General features: G+C 61.5%; 18 protein-coding genes. 15 read left to right on the forward strand and 3 right to left on the reverse strand.

The features are described 5' to 3' along the window. Window positions 1-294: 294 nt before the first annotated feature. From VWY34_RS19500 to VWY34_RS19510, 3 genes are all read right to left on the reverse strand, one after another. Window positions 295-522, reverse strand: a complete 228-nt coding sequence (locus VWY34_RS19500) for a hypothetical protein (protein ID WP_102855968.1) — start codon at window positions 520-522, stop codon at window positions 295-297. Window positions 523-686: 164 nt separating this feature from the next. Further along, window positions 687-944 (reverse strand): helix-turn-helix domain-containing protein, encoded by a 258-nt coding sequence (locus VWY34_RS19505; protein WP_102855967.1) that lies wholly within the window; start codon window positions 942-944, stop codon window positions 687-689. A 124-nt stretch (window positions 945-1,068) separates the two neighbouring features. Further along, complete coding sequence (locus tag VWY34_RS19510) at window positions 1,069-1,329, reverse strand: hypothetical protein (RefSeq protein WP_102859907.1); 261 nt, start codon at window positions 1,327-1,329, stop codon at window positions 1,069-1,071. 203 nt (window positions 1,330-1,532) lie between these two features. On the opposite strand from VWY34_RS19510, the gene VWY34_RS19515 reads away from it, so the two are divergent. From VWY34_RS19515 to VWY34_RS19585, 15 genes are read left to right on the forward strand one after another with little or no spacing between them, the layout of a single operon-like run. Continuing rightward, a complete protein-coding gene (locus VWY34_RS19515; RefSeq protein ID WP_067927679.1) occupies window positions 1,533-1,886 on the forward strand; it encodes a hypothetical protein in 354 nt (117 codons plus the stop codon). Window positions 1,887-1,929: 43 nt separating this feature from the next. After that, on the forward strand, window positions 1,930-2,544 hold the full coding sequence (locus VWY34_RS19520) for a lytic transglycosylase domain-containing protein (RefSeq protein WP_416549118.1): 615 nt from the start codon (window positions 1,930-1,932) through the stop codon (window positions 2,542-2,544). Further along, entirely contained in the window at window positions 2,541-2,834 is a 294-nt protein-coding gene (locus VWY34_RS19525; protein WP_416549119.1) for a TrbC/VirB2 family protein, read from the forward strand. Before VWY34_RS19520 ends, VWY34_RS19525 begins: the two co-directional genes overlap by 4 nt. After that, window positions 2,827-3,105 carry a type IV secretion system protein VirB3 gene (locus VWY34_RS19530; RefSeq protein ID WP_035252740.1) on the forward strand — a complete coding sequence of 93 codons (279 nt, stop codon included), beginning with the start codon at window positions 2,827-2,829 and terminating at the stop codon, window positions 3,103-3,105. The genes VWY34_RS19525 and VWY34_RS19530 overlap by 8 nt, the downstream gene beginning before the upstream one ends. Then, window positions 3,095-5,470 (forward strand): type IV secretion system protein B4, encoded by a 2,376-nt coding sequence (locus tag VWY34_RS19535; RefSeq protein WP_416549120.1) that lies wholly within the window; start codon window positions 3,095-3,097, stop codon window positions 5,468-5,470. The genes VWY34_RS19530 and VWY34_RS19535 overlap by 11 nt, the downstream gene beginning before the upstream one ends. Then, window positions 5,467-5,634 carry a hypothetical protein gene (locus VWY34_RS19540; protein ID WP_416549121.1) on the forward strand — a complete coding sequence of 56 codons (168 nt, stop codon included), beginning with the start codon at window positions 5,467-5,469 and terminating at the stop codon, window positions 5,632-5,634. The genes VWY34_RS19535 and VWY34_RS19540 overlap by 4 nt, the downstream gene beginning before the upstream one ends. Further along, window positions 5,624-6,778: a lytic transglycosylase domain-containing protein gene (locus VWY34_RS19545; RefSeq protein WP_416549122.1), complete on the forward strand. Its 1,155-nt coding sequence runs from the start codon at window positions 5,624-5,626 to the stop codon at window positions 6,776-6,778. The genes VWY34_RS19540 and VWY34_RS19545 overlap by 11 nt, the downstream gene beginning before the upstream one ends. Continuing rightward, the gene (locus tag VWY34_RS19550; protein ID WP_102884502.1) at window positions 6,778-7,587 is read left to right on the forward strand and encodes a type IV secretion system protein; all 810 of its coding nucleotides are present in this window, start codon (window positions 6,778-6,780) and stop codon (window positions 7,585-7,587) included. Before VWY34_RS19545 ends, VWY34_RS19550 begins: the two co-directional genes overlap by 1 nt. Before the next feature lie 14 nt (window positions 7,588-7,601). Further along, window positions 7,602-8,258 carry a virB8 family protein gene (locus tag VWY34_RS19555; RefSeq protein ID WP_260085012.1) on the forward strand — a complete coding sequence of 219 codons (657 nt, stop codon included), beginning with the start codon at window positions 7,602-7,604 and terminating at the stop codon, window positions 8,256-8,258. A 4-nt stretch (window positions 8,259-8,262) separates the two neighbouring features. Next, entirely contained in the window at window positions 8,263-8,955 is a 693-nt protein-coding gene (locus VWY34_RS19560) for a TrbG/VirB9 family P-type conjugative transfer protein (protein WP_416549123.1), read from the forward strand. Beyond that, window positions 8,952-10,331, forward strand: coding sequence for a TrbI/VirB10 family protein (locus VWY34_RS19565; protein WP_416549124.1), 1,380 nt, complete (start codon window positions 8,952-8,954; stop codon window positions 10,329-10,331). The genes VWY34_RS19560 and VWY34_RS19565 overlap by 4 nt, the downstream gene beginning before the upstream one ends. A gap of 4 nt (window positions 10,332-10,335) precedes the next feature. Further along, entirely contained in the window at window positions 10,336-11,322 is a 987-nt protein-coding gene (locus VWY34_RS19570; RefSeq protein ID WP_416549125.1) for an ATPase, T2SS/T4P/T4SS family, read from the forward strand. Further along, entirely contained in the window at window positions 11,319-11,513 is a 195-nt protein-coding gene (locus tag VWY34_RS19575; protein WP_416549126.1) for a hypothetical protein, read from the forward strand. Before VWY34_RS19570 ends, VWY34_RS19575 begins: the two co-directional genes overlap by 4 nt. Further along, window positions 11,510-11,923: a hypothetical protein gene (locus tag VWY34_RS19580; RefSeq protein WP_416549127.1), complete on the forward strand. Its 414-nt coding sequence runs from the start codon at window positions 11,510-11,512 to the stop codon at window positions 11,921-11,923. Before VWY34_RS19575 ends, VWY34_RS19580 begins: the two co-directional genes overlap by 4 nt. 12 nt (window positions 11,924-11,935) lie before the next feature. After that, on the forward strand, window positions 11,936-13,012 hold the full coding sequence (locus VWY34_RS19585) for a type IV secretion system protein (RefSeq protein WP_416549128.1): 1,077 nt from the start codon (window positions 11,936-11,938) through the stop codon (window positions 13,010-13,012). Window positions 13,013-13,146: the final 134 nt, after the last annotated feature.

Below are 13,146 nucleotides of genomic sequence, written 5' to 3' on the forward strand. Positions count from 1 at the left end.
TGCGCATCGCGCCCCCTGAAGCGGTCCGCAGCATTGGCAGTAGCTCGCCGGGTTCGGTGAGTGGCCGCTTTCGGTGAGATGGCCCGAAAATTTTGCACCGGCAGCATCCTTGCCGCGTCACACCAAGTCTATGACCGCTTCGGGCTGGTTCACGACATGCTGCGGCAGCGAAGGCTAGCTTGGTGCCTAAGGTCCGGTGTGGGCTCGAGTCCGCATTCGCCGCGTGCGACTTCAATGTCCGGTATGCCGGCCGACCCCAACCATCAAATATGAACTGGCGGCTAGCTGAGGAGCCTATCCGCCTTCGCCGCTTCCGATCCGCTTCAAGTCATCGAAGTCGATTTCCTGCTTTTGTTCTGCAGTGAGATCCGGCCAGATTTCCGACACCGGCTGGGGCCCGTGAACGTCCCACATCACCGCATGCGCGCCTGTAGTCCAGCGATATACCCAACCAACAATGCTGTACCCATCGGTCCCAATCAGATTGGCGATCGCGACGCCCTCACCTTTATCATCGTTCACTGTTTACGGACTTCCTGCACTATGGCGCTGAATTTGCGGCATGGTGCCAAAAGGCGCTGGTTTGCGCCGCTGCCGCACGCGGTGGATGTTGGCCAACTGCTCTTCCTCGAGGGAGCCGATCTCGGGTTGGGATGTCCAAGACAGGACATAGATAATTCAATGGGTTAAATTTTGTGGTCGGGCTCCGTGGCGGCTTCGACAATCGACAAGACTTCATTTTTGTCAAAGCCAATGATCCTCGCCAGAACTGTAAACTCCACAACGTCGATACGACGCTCGCCGCTTTCGAGACGTGCCACAAACGACTGGTGGCGTTTGAGCTTCGCCGCCAACTGCTGCTGGCTGAGACCCGCATTCTGGCGTGCATCAACCAACGCACGGACGAGCGCCAACTGGCCATTTGTTCTGATTGTTTTCGCCACGCGTCACATACCTTTTGTGACGTCGCTAACGGATGAAATCCGTTATCTAAAAAGTAGATATTTGAGGGTATTATCGGCGTCTGGTTTCCACGGGATGCAAGTCTGGTGCATGCCCAGTGGCCCATCAATCCCCCACCAGTTCCAAAAACCGACCGTAGTCTTGACTGACTTCACGGGCTTCTTCGAAAGCGCGCGCTCGCTCCTGCTCGAGGCAGCGGAAGTAGTCCTGAATGTCTGTGATGTAGACCTCGAAGTCCCGCCGGATGATGTCGGTATAGTCCCTGGCCGCTTGCGATTCGCTTGGGACGAATGGCCGGACGGGGGCGAGACAGGATTCCGCTTGGCTTGCAGCCGGAACGAGCATCAGCAAGGCCGCAGCCTGCATTGCCACCCATCGGCTCAACCTTAAGTTTCTGAAAGCCCTATTTTCCTTGATAGACGCCAATGGCCGTGCCTAGAGTTTGAGTAACCGAGATACAGCCGTATCTGCCGCATTATATCTTGCGGTTAATAATATACTATCGTAACTCTGGGCTTCAAGTGGGAATGCCCGGACGTTGCGCGTTTGAAGAAAGCGTGAGCCGGGCCATGAACTGGGACATCGAAGCACCAAATGTGGTTACGGAAGCACGTTTCCGCGAACTCGTGGAAAGCGGCTACAGCGCTGAGATCCTGTGCCAGGAATCGGCACACAAGAAAGGCCCGAGTTATTACGGGGTCTGGATCATGCGCGTCGTCTCTGACGACGGCGTGGAGAAGCTTCTGGTCACTGCCCGCACCCGGACGACTTACAACGACATTAAGATCCGCGAGTTCAAGACCATCACGGGCGTGGTGTCTTTCCTCATCGGCATCGGTTTCTCTCATGCCGATGTGCCGCTCGAGGAGGGCCAGCGGACAACGCACAAGCTGGCTGCGACCGACAAGGGCGGCAGCAAGTAGCGTTCTCCTTTTCTGGTATCTCGCGGGTCCCGCAACTGCGCAGATGGTGCTGGTCATGGAGAGCGATGGCTCTCTGACCCCGTCTCGCTCCCAGGACAGCTTTGCCCGCAATTACCATGACGGCATTGGACAGGGGTCCGCTGCAGATGAGCTGGCGATCCTTGGTGAGACTGACCTTGGGCCAGACGAAATCCAGATGGCGGCCCTCTCGCGGCCTGCTCCCCTACCCCGCGCCGACGTCCTCACGGCCATCGAGGCCACCGCCCTTCGCTATGCCGGGCATCCTGCGCTGCGCCGCGCAGACCTCTCGGTTCGTGATTGGCTGACCCTCTACCGAGCAAATATCGAGGTCGAGAGCGCCTACCGGCAGGATGCGGTCTCGAGCGCTGGTGCTATTGGTCTTGGTCAATTGATGCCTGCGACGGCGCGGGATCTGGGCGTCGACCCACGTGATCCGCTGCAAAACCTCGACGGCTCCGCCCGCTACCTTGCGATGATGCTGGAGACGTTCGGCGATCCGCGTCTTGCCCTCGCAGCCTACAACGCCGGACCGGATGCGGTCCGCCAGTATGGCGGCATTCCCCCCTACCGAGAAACCCAGAACCACGTGGCCCGTGTCATGGCCGTCGTGGCCCGATTGGAAGGATCAAATTCATGAGACAATTTTCAAACCTCTTTGTCGCCTCACTGGCGCTCTTCCTGCTCGTCGCAGAGCCTGCGCTTGCGCAAAGCATCGATCTCTCCCCGATCCAGAGCCTGTTGCAGGGCATCGTCGATGCGCTGACCGGCCCGCTTGGCGTCGTCATCGCAACGCTCGCCGTTCTGGGCGTTTTCCTGAGCTGGTTTTTCAACATCATCGATCTACGCCAGGCGCTCTGGGTGCTTGTTGGCATCGCCGGTGTCGCCGCTGCCCCCACCATCGTTGCCGCGGTCTTCGCCGGTGGCTGAGCGCTCACCCCTCTTTCTGGGTCTCGTGCGGCCGCCGAAGCTCTTGGGCCTGCCCATTATGTATGCGATGGTCTGGCTCTTTGGCTCGGTACTGCTCTTCGTCTGGATTCAGCACATCGCCGTGCTGGGCGTGGCCGCCCTGCTCTATCCCGTGCTCTGGAAGGCGGCCGATTGGGATCCGCGCTTCATCGACGTGATGATGACGGCACTGCAGGAGACGCCGCCGACGCGGAACCGCTCGATCCATGGCGGGGACAGCTATGCGCCCTGATAATGCGTTGGATGAAGCCCTCGATCTCCGCACGATGACCCCGAATTGGTATGCGCGCGAAACCCGACTCGCGCACATGCTTCCTTATGTGAGCCTGGTCGATGACCGCACCGTGCGGACGCGGGTGAACGAGCTTTTTCAATGCATCCGCCTCGACGGGATCAACAGCTACACGACGGATGATGCCTATCTCGACAAGGTGACCGCGCTCTTCGCGCGCATCATCGCGCAATTGGGGCCGGAATTCAGCTACTACGTCCACAAGGTCTCCAAGGCGATCACGCCGGACCTCGAGCCCATGCGCGAGGACAGTTTTGCAGGAGAAGTCGACCGGCTCTGGCGCGCGAAACTCGAGAGCAGCGGCCTGCGCGACAAGACACTAACCCTCACGGTCGTCCACCGCCCGCCCCCCAAAAGCGTCCTGCCCTTCCTGAACCGCAGCGCGCCGGATCGACTCAAGGATGCCACCGAGAGGCGTTTGCGTCGTCTGGGCGAGGCCGTGAGCGTGTTCCTCTCCGGCCTGACGGAGCTGAATCCGCGCATGCTAACAGCCAAAAGCGGCGAGTTGATCGGCTTTCTAGGGGCGCTCAACACTGGCCAGGAACTGCCGCTCTATCCGGCCAACACCTATGGCTTCCTGTCCTTCAACGTCGCCAATACCCGGGTGACGTTCCAGGGGGACCACTTCGAGCTTTCCGAAGGCGTCGCGGGGCATCGCTACGGCAAGAGCTTCACCATCGGCGAGTACTCCGAGGCGACCTCCTGCACCATGTTCGACATGCTGAACCTGCCAGTCGACATGATCGTTACGCATTCTTTCACGCCGATCAATTCCAACCTCATGGCGGGTCGGATCAAGCGGCAGAAGCGGCAGATGCAAGCCAGCCAGGATGCGGCGCTCTCGCTGATGGAAGCGCTCGACATCGCCGCCGATGATCTCGAAGCCAAGCGTCAGAGCTTTGGAGAGCACCACATGGTGGTGACGATCTTCTGCGACACGCTTGACGAGTTGCAGACCCTCAGCGCCGAGATCGTCAACGCCGCTGCCGCCGAAGGCGTGAAGATGATCGGTGAGCGGGTCGCGGCCAAGGCGCATTACCTCAGCCAGCACCCCGGCAACCAACCCAAACGCGTGCGCGCAAGCGCCATCACCAATCGCAACTTCGCGGATTTCGCAGCCTTTCATCGGACGCAGCTTGGCAAACCCGCCGCGAAAACCCCCTGGGGCAAGGTCATCACCTATCTGCCCACGCCTGAGCAGAGCGCCTACCGGTTTTCCTATCACGAGCAAGGCAGCCCCAATATAGAACCCACCAGCGGTCATACGCTGATCATGGGACGACCGGGATCGGGCAAATCAGTGCTTTCCGCTTTCCTCATGACACAGGCCCGTCGAGCAGGGGCGCGGATCTTCGTCTTCGACTACCGCCTCGGTATGGAGATGGCGGTCCGCGCCAATGGCGGGCGCTACGCGTCTTTAAAAGCCGGCCAGCCCACAGGCCTCAATCCTCTTTGGACGGAGACAGATGCGCGCGGCACGGCATGGCTCTCGGATTGGCTCGCCACGCTTCTGTATCGCGCCGACAAGCCGCTCACTCCGGCACAGACCAACCGCATCCAAGAAGTCGTGCGCCAAAACGCGCAAGCTACAAACCCTGCACTACGAAACTGGCAAGACTTTGCATCGCTTTTTGTCTCCACTGATGATGGGGGCGATCTGCACCAGCGCCTTCTCGAATGGACCGAAGAGGGCCGCTACGGATGGATCTTCGGGCAGACGCTGGAAGACACCTTCTCGCTGGAAGGCGATGTGGTGGGTTTCGATCTCACCGGAATTCTCGACAGCGAGGCCGAGAAGGAGCGCATGGCCGTCCTCTCCTATCTCTTCCGCCGGGTCGAGCGCGAGATCGAGGATCGCCGCCCAACGATCATCGTGATCGACGAGGCCTGGAAGGCGCTCGACAACGCATATTTCGCCGAACGGTTGTCGAACTGGCTGGTGACAGCGCGCAAGCAGAACACCGTCGCAGTGATGATGACGCAATACGCCAGTCAGCTTGAGCGCACCCGCACCGGCAAGACCATCGTAGAGGCGGTGCCGACGCAGATCCTGCTGCCGAATATCCGCGCCCATGCCGCCGACTACGCGATGCTGAACCTCTATGAGAAGGAACTCGATGTGCTGCTCAACACCGGCAGCGACAGCCGCCTCGCGCTCATCCGCGATGACCAAGGTTCTATCGTGGTCGACGCCGATCTGAGCGCCCTCGGGCCCAATCTCACCATCTTCGGCGGCATGGAAAAAGGCGAGGCGCTTGTCGGCGCTGACTACCGCAACCGCCCGGACTTCTGGAGACTTTCATGACACGCATTTTGTTGTTTCTCGCCGCGCTCGGCGCCTTGGCTTCCTGCGCCCAATACCAGGAACCGCAGGCCAATTGCTTTACCTTCCTCGCCGCGACGGCCCCAGTTGCGCCTGATTGCGACTTCACACCCCTTGGCGCCCCGGAGCGCGACATTGAAGTCTAGCCTGCCTCATATCCTGGCGTTTTGCCTGCTGCCCGGTCTTGGCTTCGCCCAAGGTGTGCCGACCAATGACAGCGGGCTGACCGCGCGCGATATCGTCGAGACCGGCGACCGCGAAGCTGACTTGGCCATTCAGGCCGACAAGCTGTCCGTGCGCGAACTCATCGCCGAGATCAAGCGGGAGCAACTGGAAACCCTGCAGCGCATCCTCGATGCCCAGACCAGCTTCGGCGGTCAGGGCCTACCGGCCATGGTCTCGGGGCTGGAGAGCGGCAGCGGCGACCCGGACCGTTCCGTCGAGGCCGTCTATGGCACGGGCGAGATCGATCCCAATCCCGGCGGCGCACAGATGTTTGGCGATGCCGCCGAAATCATCGAGCAACTCATCATCCGCGTCGCCCAGGAAACCAGCGGCTTTGCCGGTGTTGGACGCGCAGGTCTCTCACCCGTCCAGTGGCGCGCGCTGCTGCAAGCGTTGATCTGGCAGGAAAGCCGGTTCACCATCGGCGCGCGCTCGCCCGTTGGGGCCTTCGGCCTCACCCAGATCATGCCCGGGACCGCCAGCGATCTCGGTATTAACCCGGAATACTACAACAGCCCCTATCTGCAGGTGCATGGCGGCGCGCGGTATCTGGCGGCCCAGCTCAACACCTTCGGTGGCAATATCATCAACGCGCTCGCGGCCTACAACGCCGGACCCGGTCGCGTGTTCGAATATGGGGGCGTGCCACCCTTCCGCGAGACCCAGCACTACGTCCAGGTCATCCCCGAACGCTACAATCTCTACCTCAGCCGCATCCGCGGGATCGAAGCGCTCGGTACGATCGACCCCGCGCTTCTGGCCAATGCAAACCTCTCCCTCACGGGTCATGGCGCGGCCTTCTACGGCAGCAGCTCGCCTGTCGCGATCCGCCAGGCTGCGCTGCGCATTTCCGACATCGTCGAGCGGATTTCCGAAACCAAGGATGTGCAGGAAAGCATCGCGCTCAACACTTATGCCCGCGCCGAACTGGTGCGCCTCGTCGCCGCCCGCATCCGGCTTCAGGCGGCGCGGACCCGTGTCCTGAGCGCAGAAGAATTGGCGCAGGCCAGCGCCCGCATGGCCGAGGGCGCATTCATGGAATTCACAATCAGGGAGATAGACTGATGAGAAATTTGCTCGTGAGAACGGCCTTGGCCACAACGCTTGGGGCTTGCCTGCATCTCGGCACCCTCTCCCCTGCCGCAGCGCAGGGCGTACCCGTCGTCGACACCCAGAACATCGCGCAAAACATCCAGCAGCTCCGGCAGATGATCGAAGACGAGATCCTGCAAAACGAGCAGCTGACGCAGCTCCGCGAACAACTTGCCACACTCACGGACCAACTCGCGGAGCTGCAAAGAACCTATGAGGCGCTCACCCGTCTCGCCGATCTGCCGGAAATCATCCGCACCGAGATGGAAGACGAGTTGAACGGCTTGCTCGACCAAGAGTTCGGGGACATCATCGCCACGATTGAGGCTATCAAGACGGGCGATTTCTCGGGCCTGTCCGGCTCCGGCGCGGGCGAGATCGAAACCCAGATGGACCGGGTCCTGGCCGATCTCGGCTTTGACGATGACACACTCTCGGAAATGGCCGCCAGCGGCAATCCCGGGGCCAACCGCGTGGCGACGCAGGCCACAACCGGCGCGCTCGTCTCGGCGGCGGCCCAGAACAGCTACGAGGACGCGGGCCAATCGCTGGAACGCGTTGACCGGCTGGTCGGCCTGATCGATGACATGGACGAACTGAAGGAAAGCATCGACCTCAACACGCGGGTGACGGCGGAACTGGCAATTGCCCTCGTCGCCATGTGGCAGCTTGAGGCCGTGCAAACCGTGGGCGATGGCACCGGCGGCGTGATCGATGCCGCCACAATCGCCGAAGAACAGCGCTTCATGGACTTCACCTTGCCGGACCTGCGGGCAGACTGATCGTGGGGGCATGAATGGTGGCGAGTGAACAAGAAATCATCGAGGAAGAACTGGTCTACGGTGCCTTGCGCCGCGAACGGCTCTGGCAACGCCTTGGCCTGATGGGCCTTGTCTTCGGTGTCACCGGCTGTCTGAGCGCCGCGGCTGTCTCGATCCTCGATGTCGACCCGCCCCCCGTCGTTGTCCCCTATGATCCCGCCACCGGCTTTGCACTCCCCGAAGCCTCGGTCGGCGCCTCCTCGGTGACCGCCAACCAGGCGATCATCGAGGCGGAGGTGTTCCGCTATGTGACCGACCGGGAGGTCTATAACCAGCTCGACAACGATCTGCGCATCCGCAACGTCCTGCGCCGCACGGACGGAGTTGCCGAGAGCGGGCTGCGCCAGATCTGGAACAGCGCCAATGAGAACTACCCGCCGACGGTCTATGGCCCCAATGCGCGGCTCGACGTGGAGATCCTCAGCATCAACCGGATCGGAACCAACCGCGCGACGGTCCGCCTGCGCAAGCGCCTGACATCCATCAACGGCGTCCAAACCGGGCTTTTCACTGCCACCCTCCTCTTCGAGTTCCGCCCCGAGACCCGCCGCTCCATCGACGAGGTCTGGACCAACCCCTTCGGCTTCACGGTCCTCGAATATTCCATCCGCTCCGACAGATTGGAGAACTGACGTTTTGTTCACAAGATCGCTTGTTTTTGTCATTGCCTTGTTGCCCGCCCTTGCCTCTGCCGAAGCCATCCCGCGCGGCGGCCCCAATGATAATAGGGTTCGGCTGGCCACCTATCAGGAGGGCCAGGTCTATCGCCTCAGCGTGTCGCTGACCCATGTGACCACCATCGAGTTTGGCGAGGGCGAAAGCATCCGCTCGATCATTGCGGGCGACACGGAAGGCTTCGAGATCGACGGCGTGCCCGGCGGCCAGGCCTTCGCCCTCAAGCCCGTCGCACGCGGCGTCCATACCAATGTCACGGTCTATACCAACCGCCGCAGCTACTACTTCAACGTCCAGGAGACCCGCAGCCCGACCTTCTACGTGGTCCAGTTCCGCTACCCCGAAGACAATGCACATCCCACGCGTGCCATCGCGGCTCAAGCGCCAAACTACAATTACGGTGCCAGCGCGCGCACCGAATTCACCCCGACCCGTGTCTGGGATGACGGGACGTTTACGTATTTCGAATTTCCGCGGAACGCGCCGGTGCCTGCGATCTTCCGCTACGCGAATGGCCGAGAACGGACGGTCAACACACAAGCCACCGAGGACGGCGTGATTCGGGTTTCAGGGGTGAACAGGCAATGGGTGCTGCGGATCGGTGAAGAAGTGGTCTGCATAGAGGTAACGCCACCTGCGGGGATAGGCTCATGAGCGACACCGAAAACGCAGACCTCGAGAAACGTCTCGCCGCCCTCGAACAAGGCAAGAGCGCTGGTTCGCCCCCTGCCTCACGGCGCTCACCGCTACTCGCTTTGGTCGTCGTCCTCGTGATCGGCGCGGGCGGTGCATTGCTCTATCTCCTGTCCCAACCCGAGGAAGAGGAAGCCCTGCCCACGGCCACGCCGGATGTCTTCCAGAACGAAGGCGACGGCTTCGGCGCTATCGAGACCTTGCCCCCGCCCGAGCCCGAGGTTGTGTTCGTCGCACCCGATCCGGTCGAGCCCAATGCTGAGCTTCTGGCGCAGATCACCGCCCTGCAGACTCAGATCGAGGAATTGCGCAACGCCCCTGAACCGGTCGTCGAGGAAGACACCGCCGCCGCAAAGGCGATGGACGCGCTGACCGCTCAGATCGCTGCGCTCCAAGCCGCCTCGGAAGCCGCACAGCAACGATTCCAGGACGAACTGACGGCGCGGGATCGCAGCCTTGAGCAACTCCGCATGGATCTGGAACTGGCCCAACTCGAGGCCAACCGCCCCCTCCCCGCACCCATCGGGCCCACCGAGGACGAGTTGCGCGCGCGGGAAGAAGAACGGCTGCGCCGCGAGGAAGAAGGACGACGGCTCGCGGAACTTGAACGCCGCGCTGCTGAGGAGCGCGCGTTTCAGGAACGCCGCATCACCTCGCCCACCATCGCCTTTGGTGGCACCTCAGGTGCGAATGAAACCGCGCTAACCGAACGGACTTTTGGCGAAGTGACGGATTTCGTGCTGAACGGTGCGCTGCCCACGTCGGTGACACAGGCAGAAGTCATCGCCAACCCGTCCAACACCATCATTCAGGGCACGATGATCCAGGCCGTCATGGAAACCGCCCTCGACAGTTCCCTGCCCGGCCAAACCCGGGCCGTTGTTTCCGAAGATGTCTACAGCTTCGACGGCTCGCGGCTGCTGATCCCGCGCGGGTCTCGACTGATCGGGCGCTATCGTTCGGGCGTCGATATCGCGCAGCGCCGGGTCACCATCGCCTGGGACCGAATCATCCTGCCTGACAATCAAACCATCCAGATCAGCTCCTTCGGTGGCGATGAACTTGGCCGCTCCGGCGTGACTGGCTTTGTCGACACCCGGTTTGATGAACGCTTTGGCTCGGCAGCGCTGATTTCCCTGATATCCGCCGCCCCGAGCGCCGCCGCGGCAAACGTACAGGACGAGACCACCGCGGACGTGCTCGAAGACGTGGGCGATGATCTTGCCGATGCCACGGATAGTGTGATCGGCGACTACCTCTCCATCGGTCCGGTCATCTATGTCGACCAGGGCGCCCGCGTCACGGTGATGGTCGACCGCGATCTGGAGATCTTCTGAACCCATGTCGCTGAGTTATCTCCAGACCTCGCTCGACCGGATCGACGCCGCCGCCCGCGACGATGTCATCGAGATCTGCATCAACCCCGACGGCACCTGTTGGGGAGAATTCCAGGGCGATCACTTCATGCGAAAACTGGACCAGGGGTTGACTGCAACAGAAGTCAAAGACCTCGGCAACCAGATCGCCTCTTCCGCCAGCACCACGATGAGCAAAGACCGCCCGATCGTTTCGGTCTCGATCACCTACAAGGGGCGACCGATCAGGGCTCAAGTCATCACCCCGCCCGCCGTGCTCTCCGCCATGTCGATCAGCCTGCGGTTCTTTTCTAGCCTGCCTCTCGACGGGATCGCACTTGATTTCCTCTATGGCAAGGAGCGCAAACTGGAAGAGCTCCGTCTCGAGAGATCCCGGGAACTGCGCGAGGTGGTGGCCGCGGGTGTCATCGACGATGCCCTGGCCTTCTGCGTCGAGAACAAGCTCAACATGATCGTCTCGGGCGGCACCTCTACCGGCAAGACGGTTGCCGCGCGGAAGATCCTCTCTCACGTGCCTACTGAGGAACGTATTGTCACCATCGAGGAAGCCGCCGAGCTTCTGCCGACCCAGCCCAATGCCGTAACGCTGATTGCCAATCGCGACGCGGAGTTCCAGACGGCCGACGTGCTGCTCACCGCAACGCTGCGTATGCGCCCCGACCGGATCATCCTCGGCGAGGTGCGCGGCAAGGAGGCCATGACTTTCCTCGAGGCGATCAACACCGGCCATGGCGGGTCAATGACCACGCTGCACGCAGAAACGCCGCAACTTGCCGTGCAACGCCTGGCCATCGCCGCGCTCAAGACCGAGATCCCGATGACCTACGTCGACATGATCCAATACATCGAGAATTCCATCGACGTAGTCATCCAGGCCGGTCGCCACGACGGCCGGCGCGGCATTACCGAATTCTATCTTCCAGGCGCAACCGAGATCGGAGCTTCAAAATGAAGACCTTTGAATATGACATTCTCAATTTCCCCATGACCCGCAAAACCAGCCTTGCCGACATGCAAGCCAGCCTGAATACGAAGGGTGCCGAAGGTTGGGAGGTCGTCTCGATCAGCGCCTCAGAATTTGCGAATGCTGGGCACACGGTCTTCCTGAAACGTGAAACTACATCCATCGGAGCCACGGAATGAAGCCGACGCGGCCAACTCTTGCGCTGATCGCCCTGGCCCTGAGCCTACTGGCTGTCCCCGCCTTCGCCGAGCGCAATCTGGTGCCGACCCTCGAACGCAGCTTCAACGCCTGTCCAGGCCGGCCCGCTGAGCCCATGTGGATGCAGGAGATCCCCGTGCGCCAAGCCTATCAACGCGTGTTGGTTCAGGACATCTACCGCGCCCAAAATCTTGAACGGGTCGTCGAGACCGGCAGCTGCCCCTGCGCGACCCGGTTCCCCTCTTGGGACGCAGCCGAGGCCGTGTTTAGTGAGAGCTACGCGAGCGACGAACGATGGGAAATGCTGCAAGCCTCGGACGCCTACAATCGTCGCGCCACCGCCGCCCGCCCTGCCGCCAAGGCCATCTGTGACGCTGCGGGCAATTGGTAAGGCTGGTCCCCGATGAGCGTCGTCACCTACTTCGTTGAAACCTCGCAGGGCTATCTCGACACCGCCGCGGAAACCCAGTTCGGGTCCGTTGCGGCAACGGTCGGCACTCTTCTAGTGCTGGGAACAACGCTCGTGGTGATCCTCGTCTTCCTGAACATGATTTATCAGTACAAGGCGATGGACGGGCGAACGGCATTCTGGCTCGCGGTCAAGGTCGGGCTCATCGGGATATTTGCGACCAACTGGGTGCAGTTCAACGCGCTTTCTGCCGCTATCCTTGCCGGAATCGACAGCATTGCGGGGGCCCTCGTGGCCTCGGTTGGCGGTGGAACCCCGGGTCCCTCTGGGACCTTTGCCGAAGAGTTTGACCGGCTGATCGCGGAACTCGGCGACTACCTCAATGCAGCCGGATCAGAGCTGAACTGGATGGCCGGCGCCATGCTCGACATTGTCGGGGTCCTCTTGCTTTCGATACTCGGCGGGCTGGCCGCCTTCATCCTTGTGGCATCCCGCCTGATGATCGCACTTCTAATCGGGATCGCGCCGGTGATGATCTTCCTCACCCTCTTCGAGGTGACCAAGGAATACTTCGCACGCTGGCTGTCGGCACTGGTTTCCTTCGCACTCTACCCAATCGTCGTCGCAGGGGTGTTCGCAACGATCACTGGCGTCTCTTCCGCTCTGATCGGTGAGCTTGGCGACCCGGAAGGGGCTTCAAACATAGGCGCGCTTATCCCCTTCTTCATGATGGTCCTTATGGCCAAGGGCTTCATTATCGCCACGCCGTTCATCGTTCGCGCGATGTCAGGCAACATCATGATGCCCGCCCTCTCCGGTGGCCTTGGCGGCGGTTACAGCTTCGCCCGCGCCGCCATGGGCAGCCAGCAGGCATACAACCGCTACCTGATCGGAGGCGCAAGCGGCGCAGAATACGCAGCTCTCCGGGCGCGGCAATTCTTCGGTGTGCAGCAGATGCCGGTGCGGCAGGGGATGGGGCAGACGGGTTCCGCAGGCGACACAGGATCCGCAGACTCGGGGTCAAAAATGCTGGCGCAGCTGGCGAGACTGGGTCGACTTGGACGACGGTAGCGGCCCAAAACCGACCTTCACCGACAGTTCAAGATGCTGCGGCGCGGCCCGTCGAAGGAGACATTCGCTGCAAGGCAGAAGACAGGGCGTCAGAAAATTCGCAGTCGTGGGACAAAAAAGCCGTTGGCCGCGTT

This window comes from Phaeobacter sp. JH20_02, assembly GCF_048056915.1.
Lineage (GTDB): Bacteria > Pseudomonadota > Alphaproteobacteria > Rhodobacterales > Rhodobacteraceae > Phaeobacter > Phaeobacter bryozoorum.

What these genes read in the sequence shown, in the direction of transcription:
- VWY34_RS19510 (WP_102859907.1), bottom strand. Translation starts at nt 1,329, where the DNA reads ATGCAGGCTGCGGCCTTGCTGATGCTCGTTCCGGCTGCAAGCCAAGCG.
- VWY34_RS19515 (WP_067927679.1), top strand. Translation starts at nt 1,533, where the DNA reads ATGAACTGGGACATCGAAGCACCAAATGTGGTTACGGAAGCACGTTTC.
- VWY34_RS19520 (WP_416549118.1), top strand. Translation starts at nt 1,930, where the DNA reads ATGGTGCTGGTCATGGAGAGCGATGGCTCTCTGACCCCGTCTCGCTCC.
- VWY34_RS19525 (WP_416549119.1), top strand. Translation starts at nt 2,541, where the DNA reads ATGAGACAATTTTCAAACCTCTTTGTCGCCTCACTGGCGCTCTTCCTG.
- VWY34_RS19535 (WP_416549120.1), top strand. Translation starts at nt 3,095, where the DNA reads ATGCGCCCTGATAATGCGTTGGATGAAGCCCTCGATCTCCGCACGATG.
- VWY34_RS19540 (WP_416549121.1), top strand. Translation starts at nt 5,467, where the DNA reads ATGACACGCATTTTGTTGTTTCTCGCCGCGCTCGGCGCCTTGGCTTCC.
- VWY34_RS19550 (WP_102884502.1), top strand. Translation starts at nt 6,778, where the DNA reads ATGAGAAATTTGCTCGTGAGAACGGCCTTGGCCACAACGCTTGGGGCT.
- VWY34_RS19555 (WP_260085012.1), top strand. Translation starts at nt 7,602, where the DNA reads ATGGTGGCGAGTGAACAAGAAATCATCGAGGAAGAACTGGTCTACGGT.
- VWY34_RS19565 (WP_416549124.1), top strand. Translation starts at nt 8,952, where the DNA reads ATGAGCGACACCGAAAACGCAGACCTCGAGAAACGTCTCGCCGCCCTC.
- VWY34_RS19570 (WP_416549125.1), top strand. Translation starts at nt 10,336, where the DNA reads ATGTCGCTGAGTTATCTCCAGACCTCGCTCGACCGGATCGACGCCGCC.
- VWY34_RS19575 (WP_416549126.1), top strand. Translation starts at nt 11,319, where the DNA reads ATGAAGACCTTTGAATATGACATTCTCAATTTCCCCATGACCCGCAAA.
- VWY34_RS19580 (WP_416549127.1), top strand. Translation starts at nt 11,510, where the DNA reads ATGAAGCCGACGCGGCCAACTCTTGCGCTGATCGCCCTGGCCCTGAGC.
- VWY34_RS19585 (WP_416549128.1), top strand. Translation starts at nt 11,936, where the DNA reads ATGAGCGTCGTCACCTACTTCGTTGAAACCTCGCAGGGCTATCTCGAC.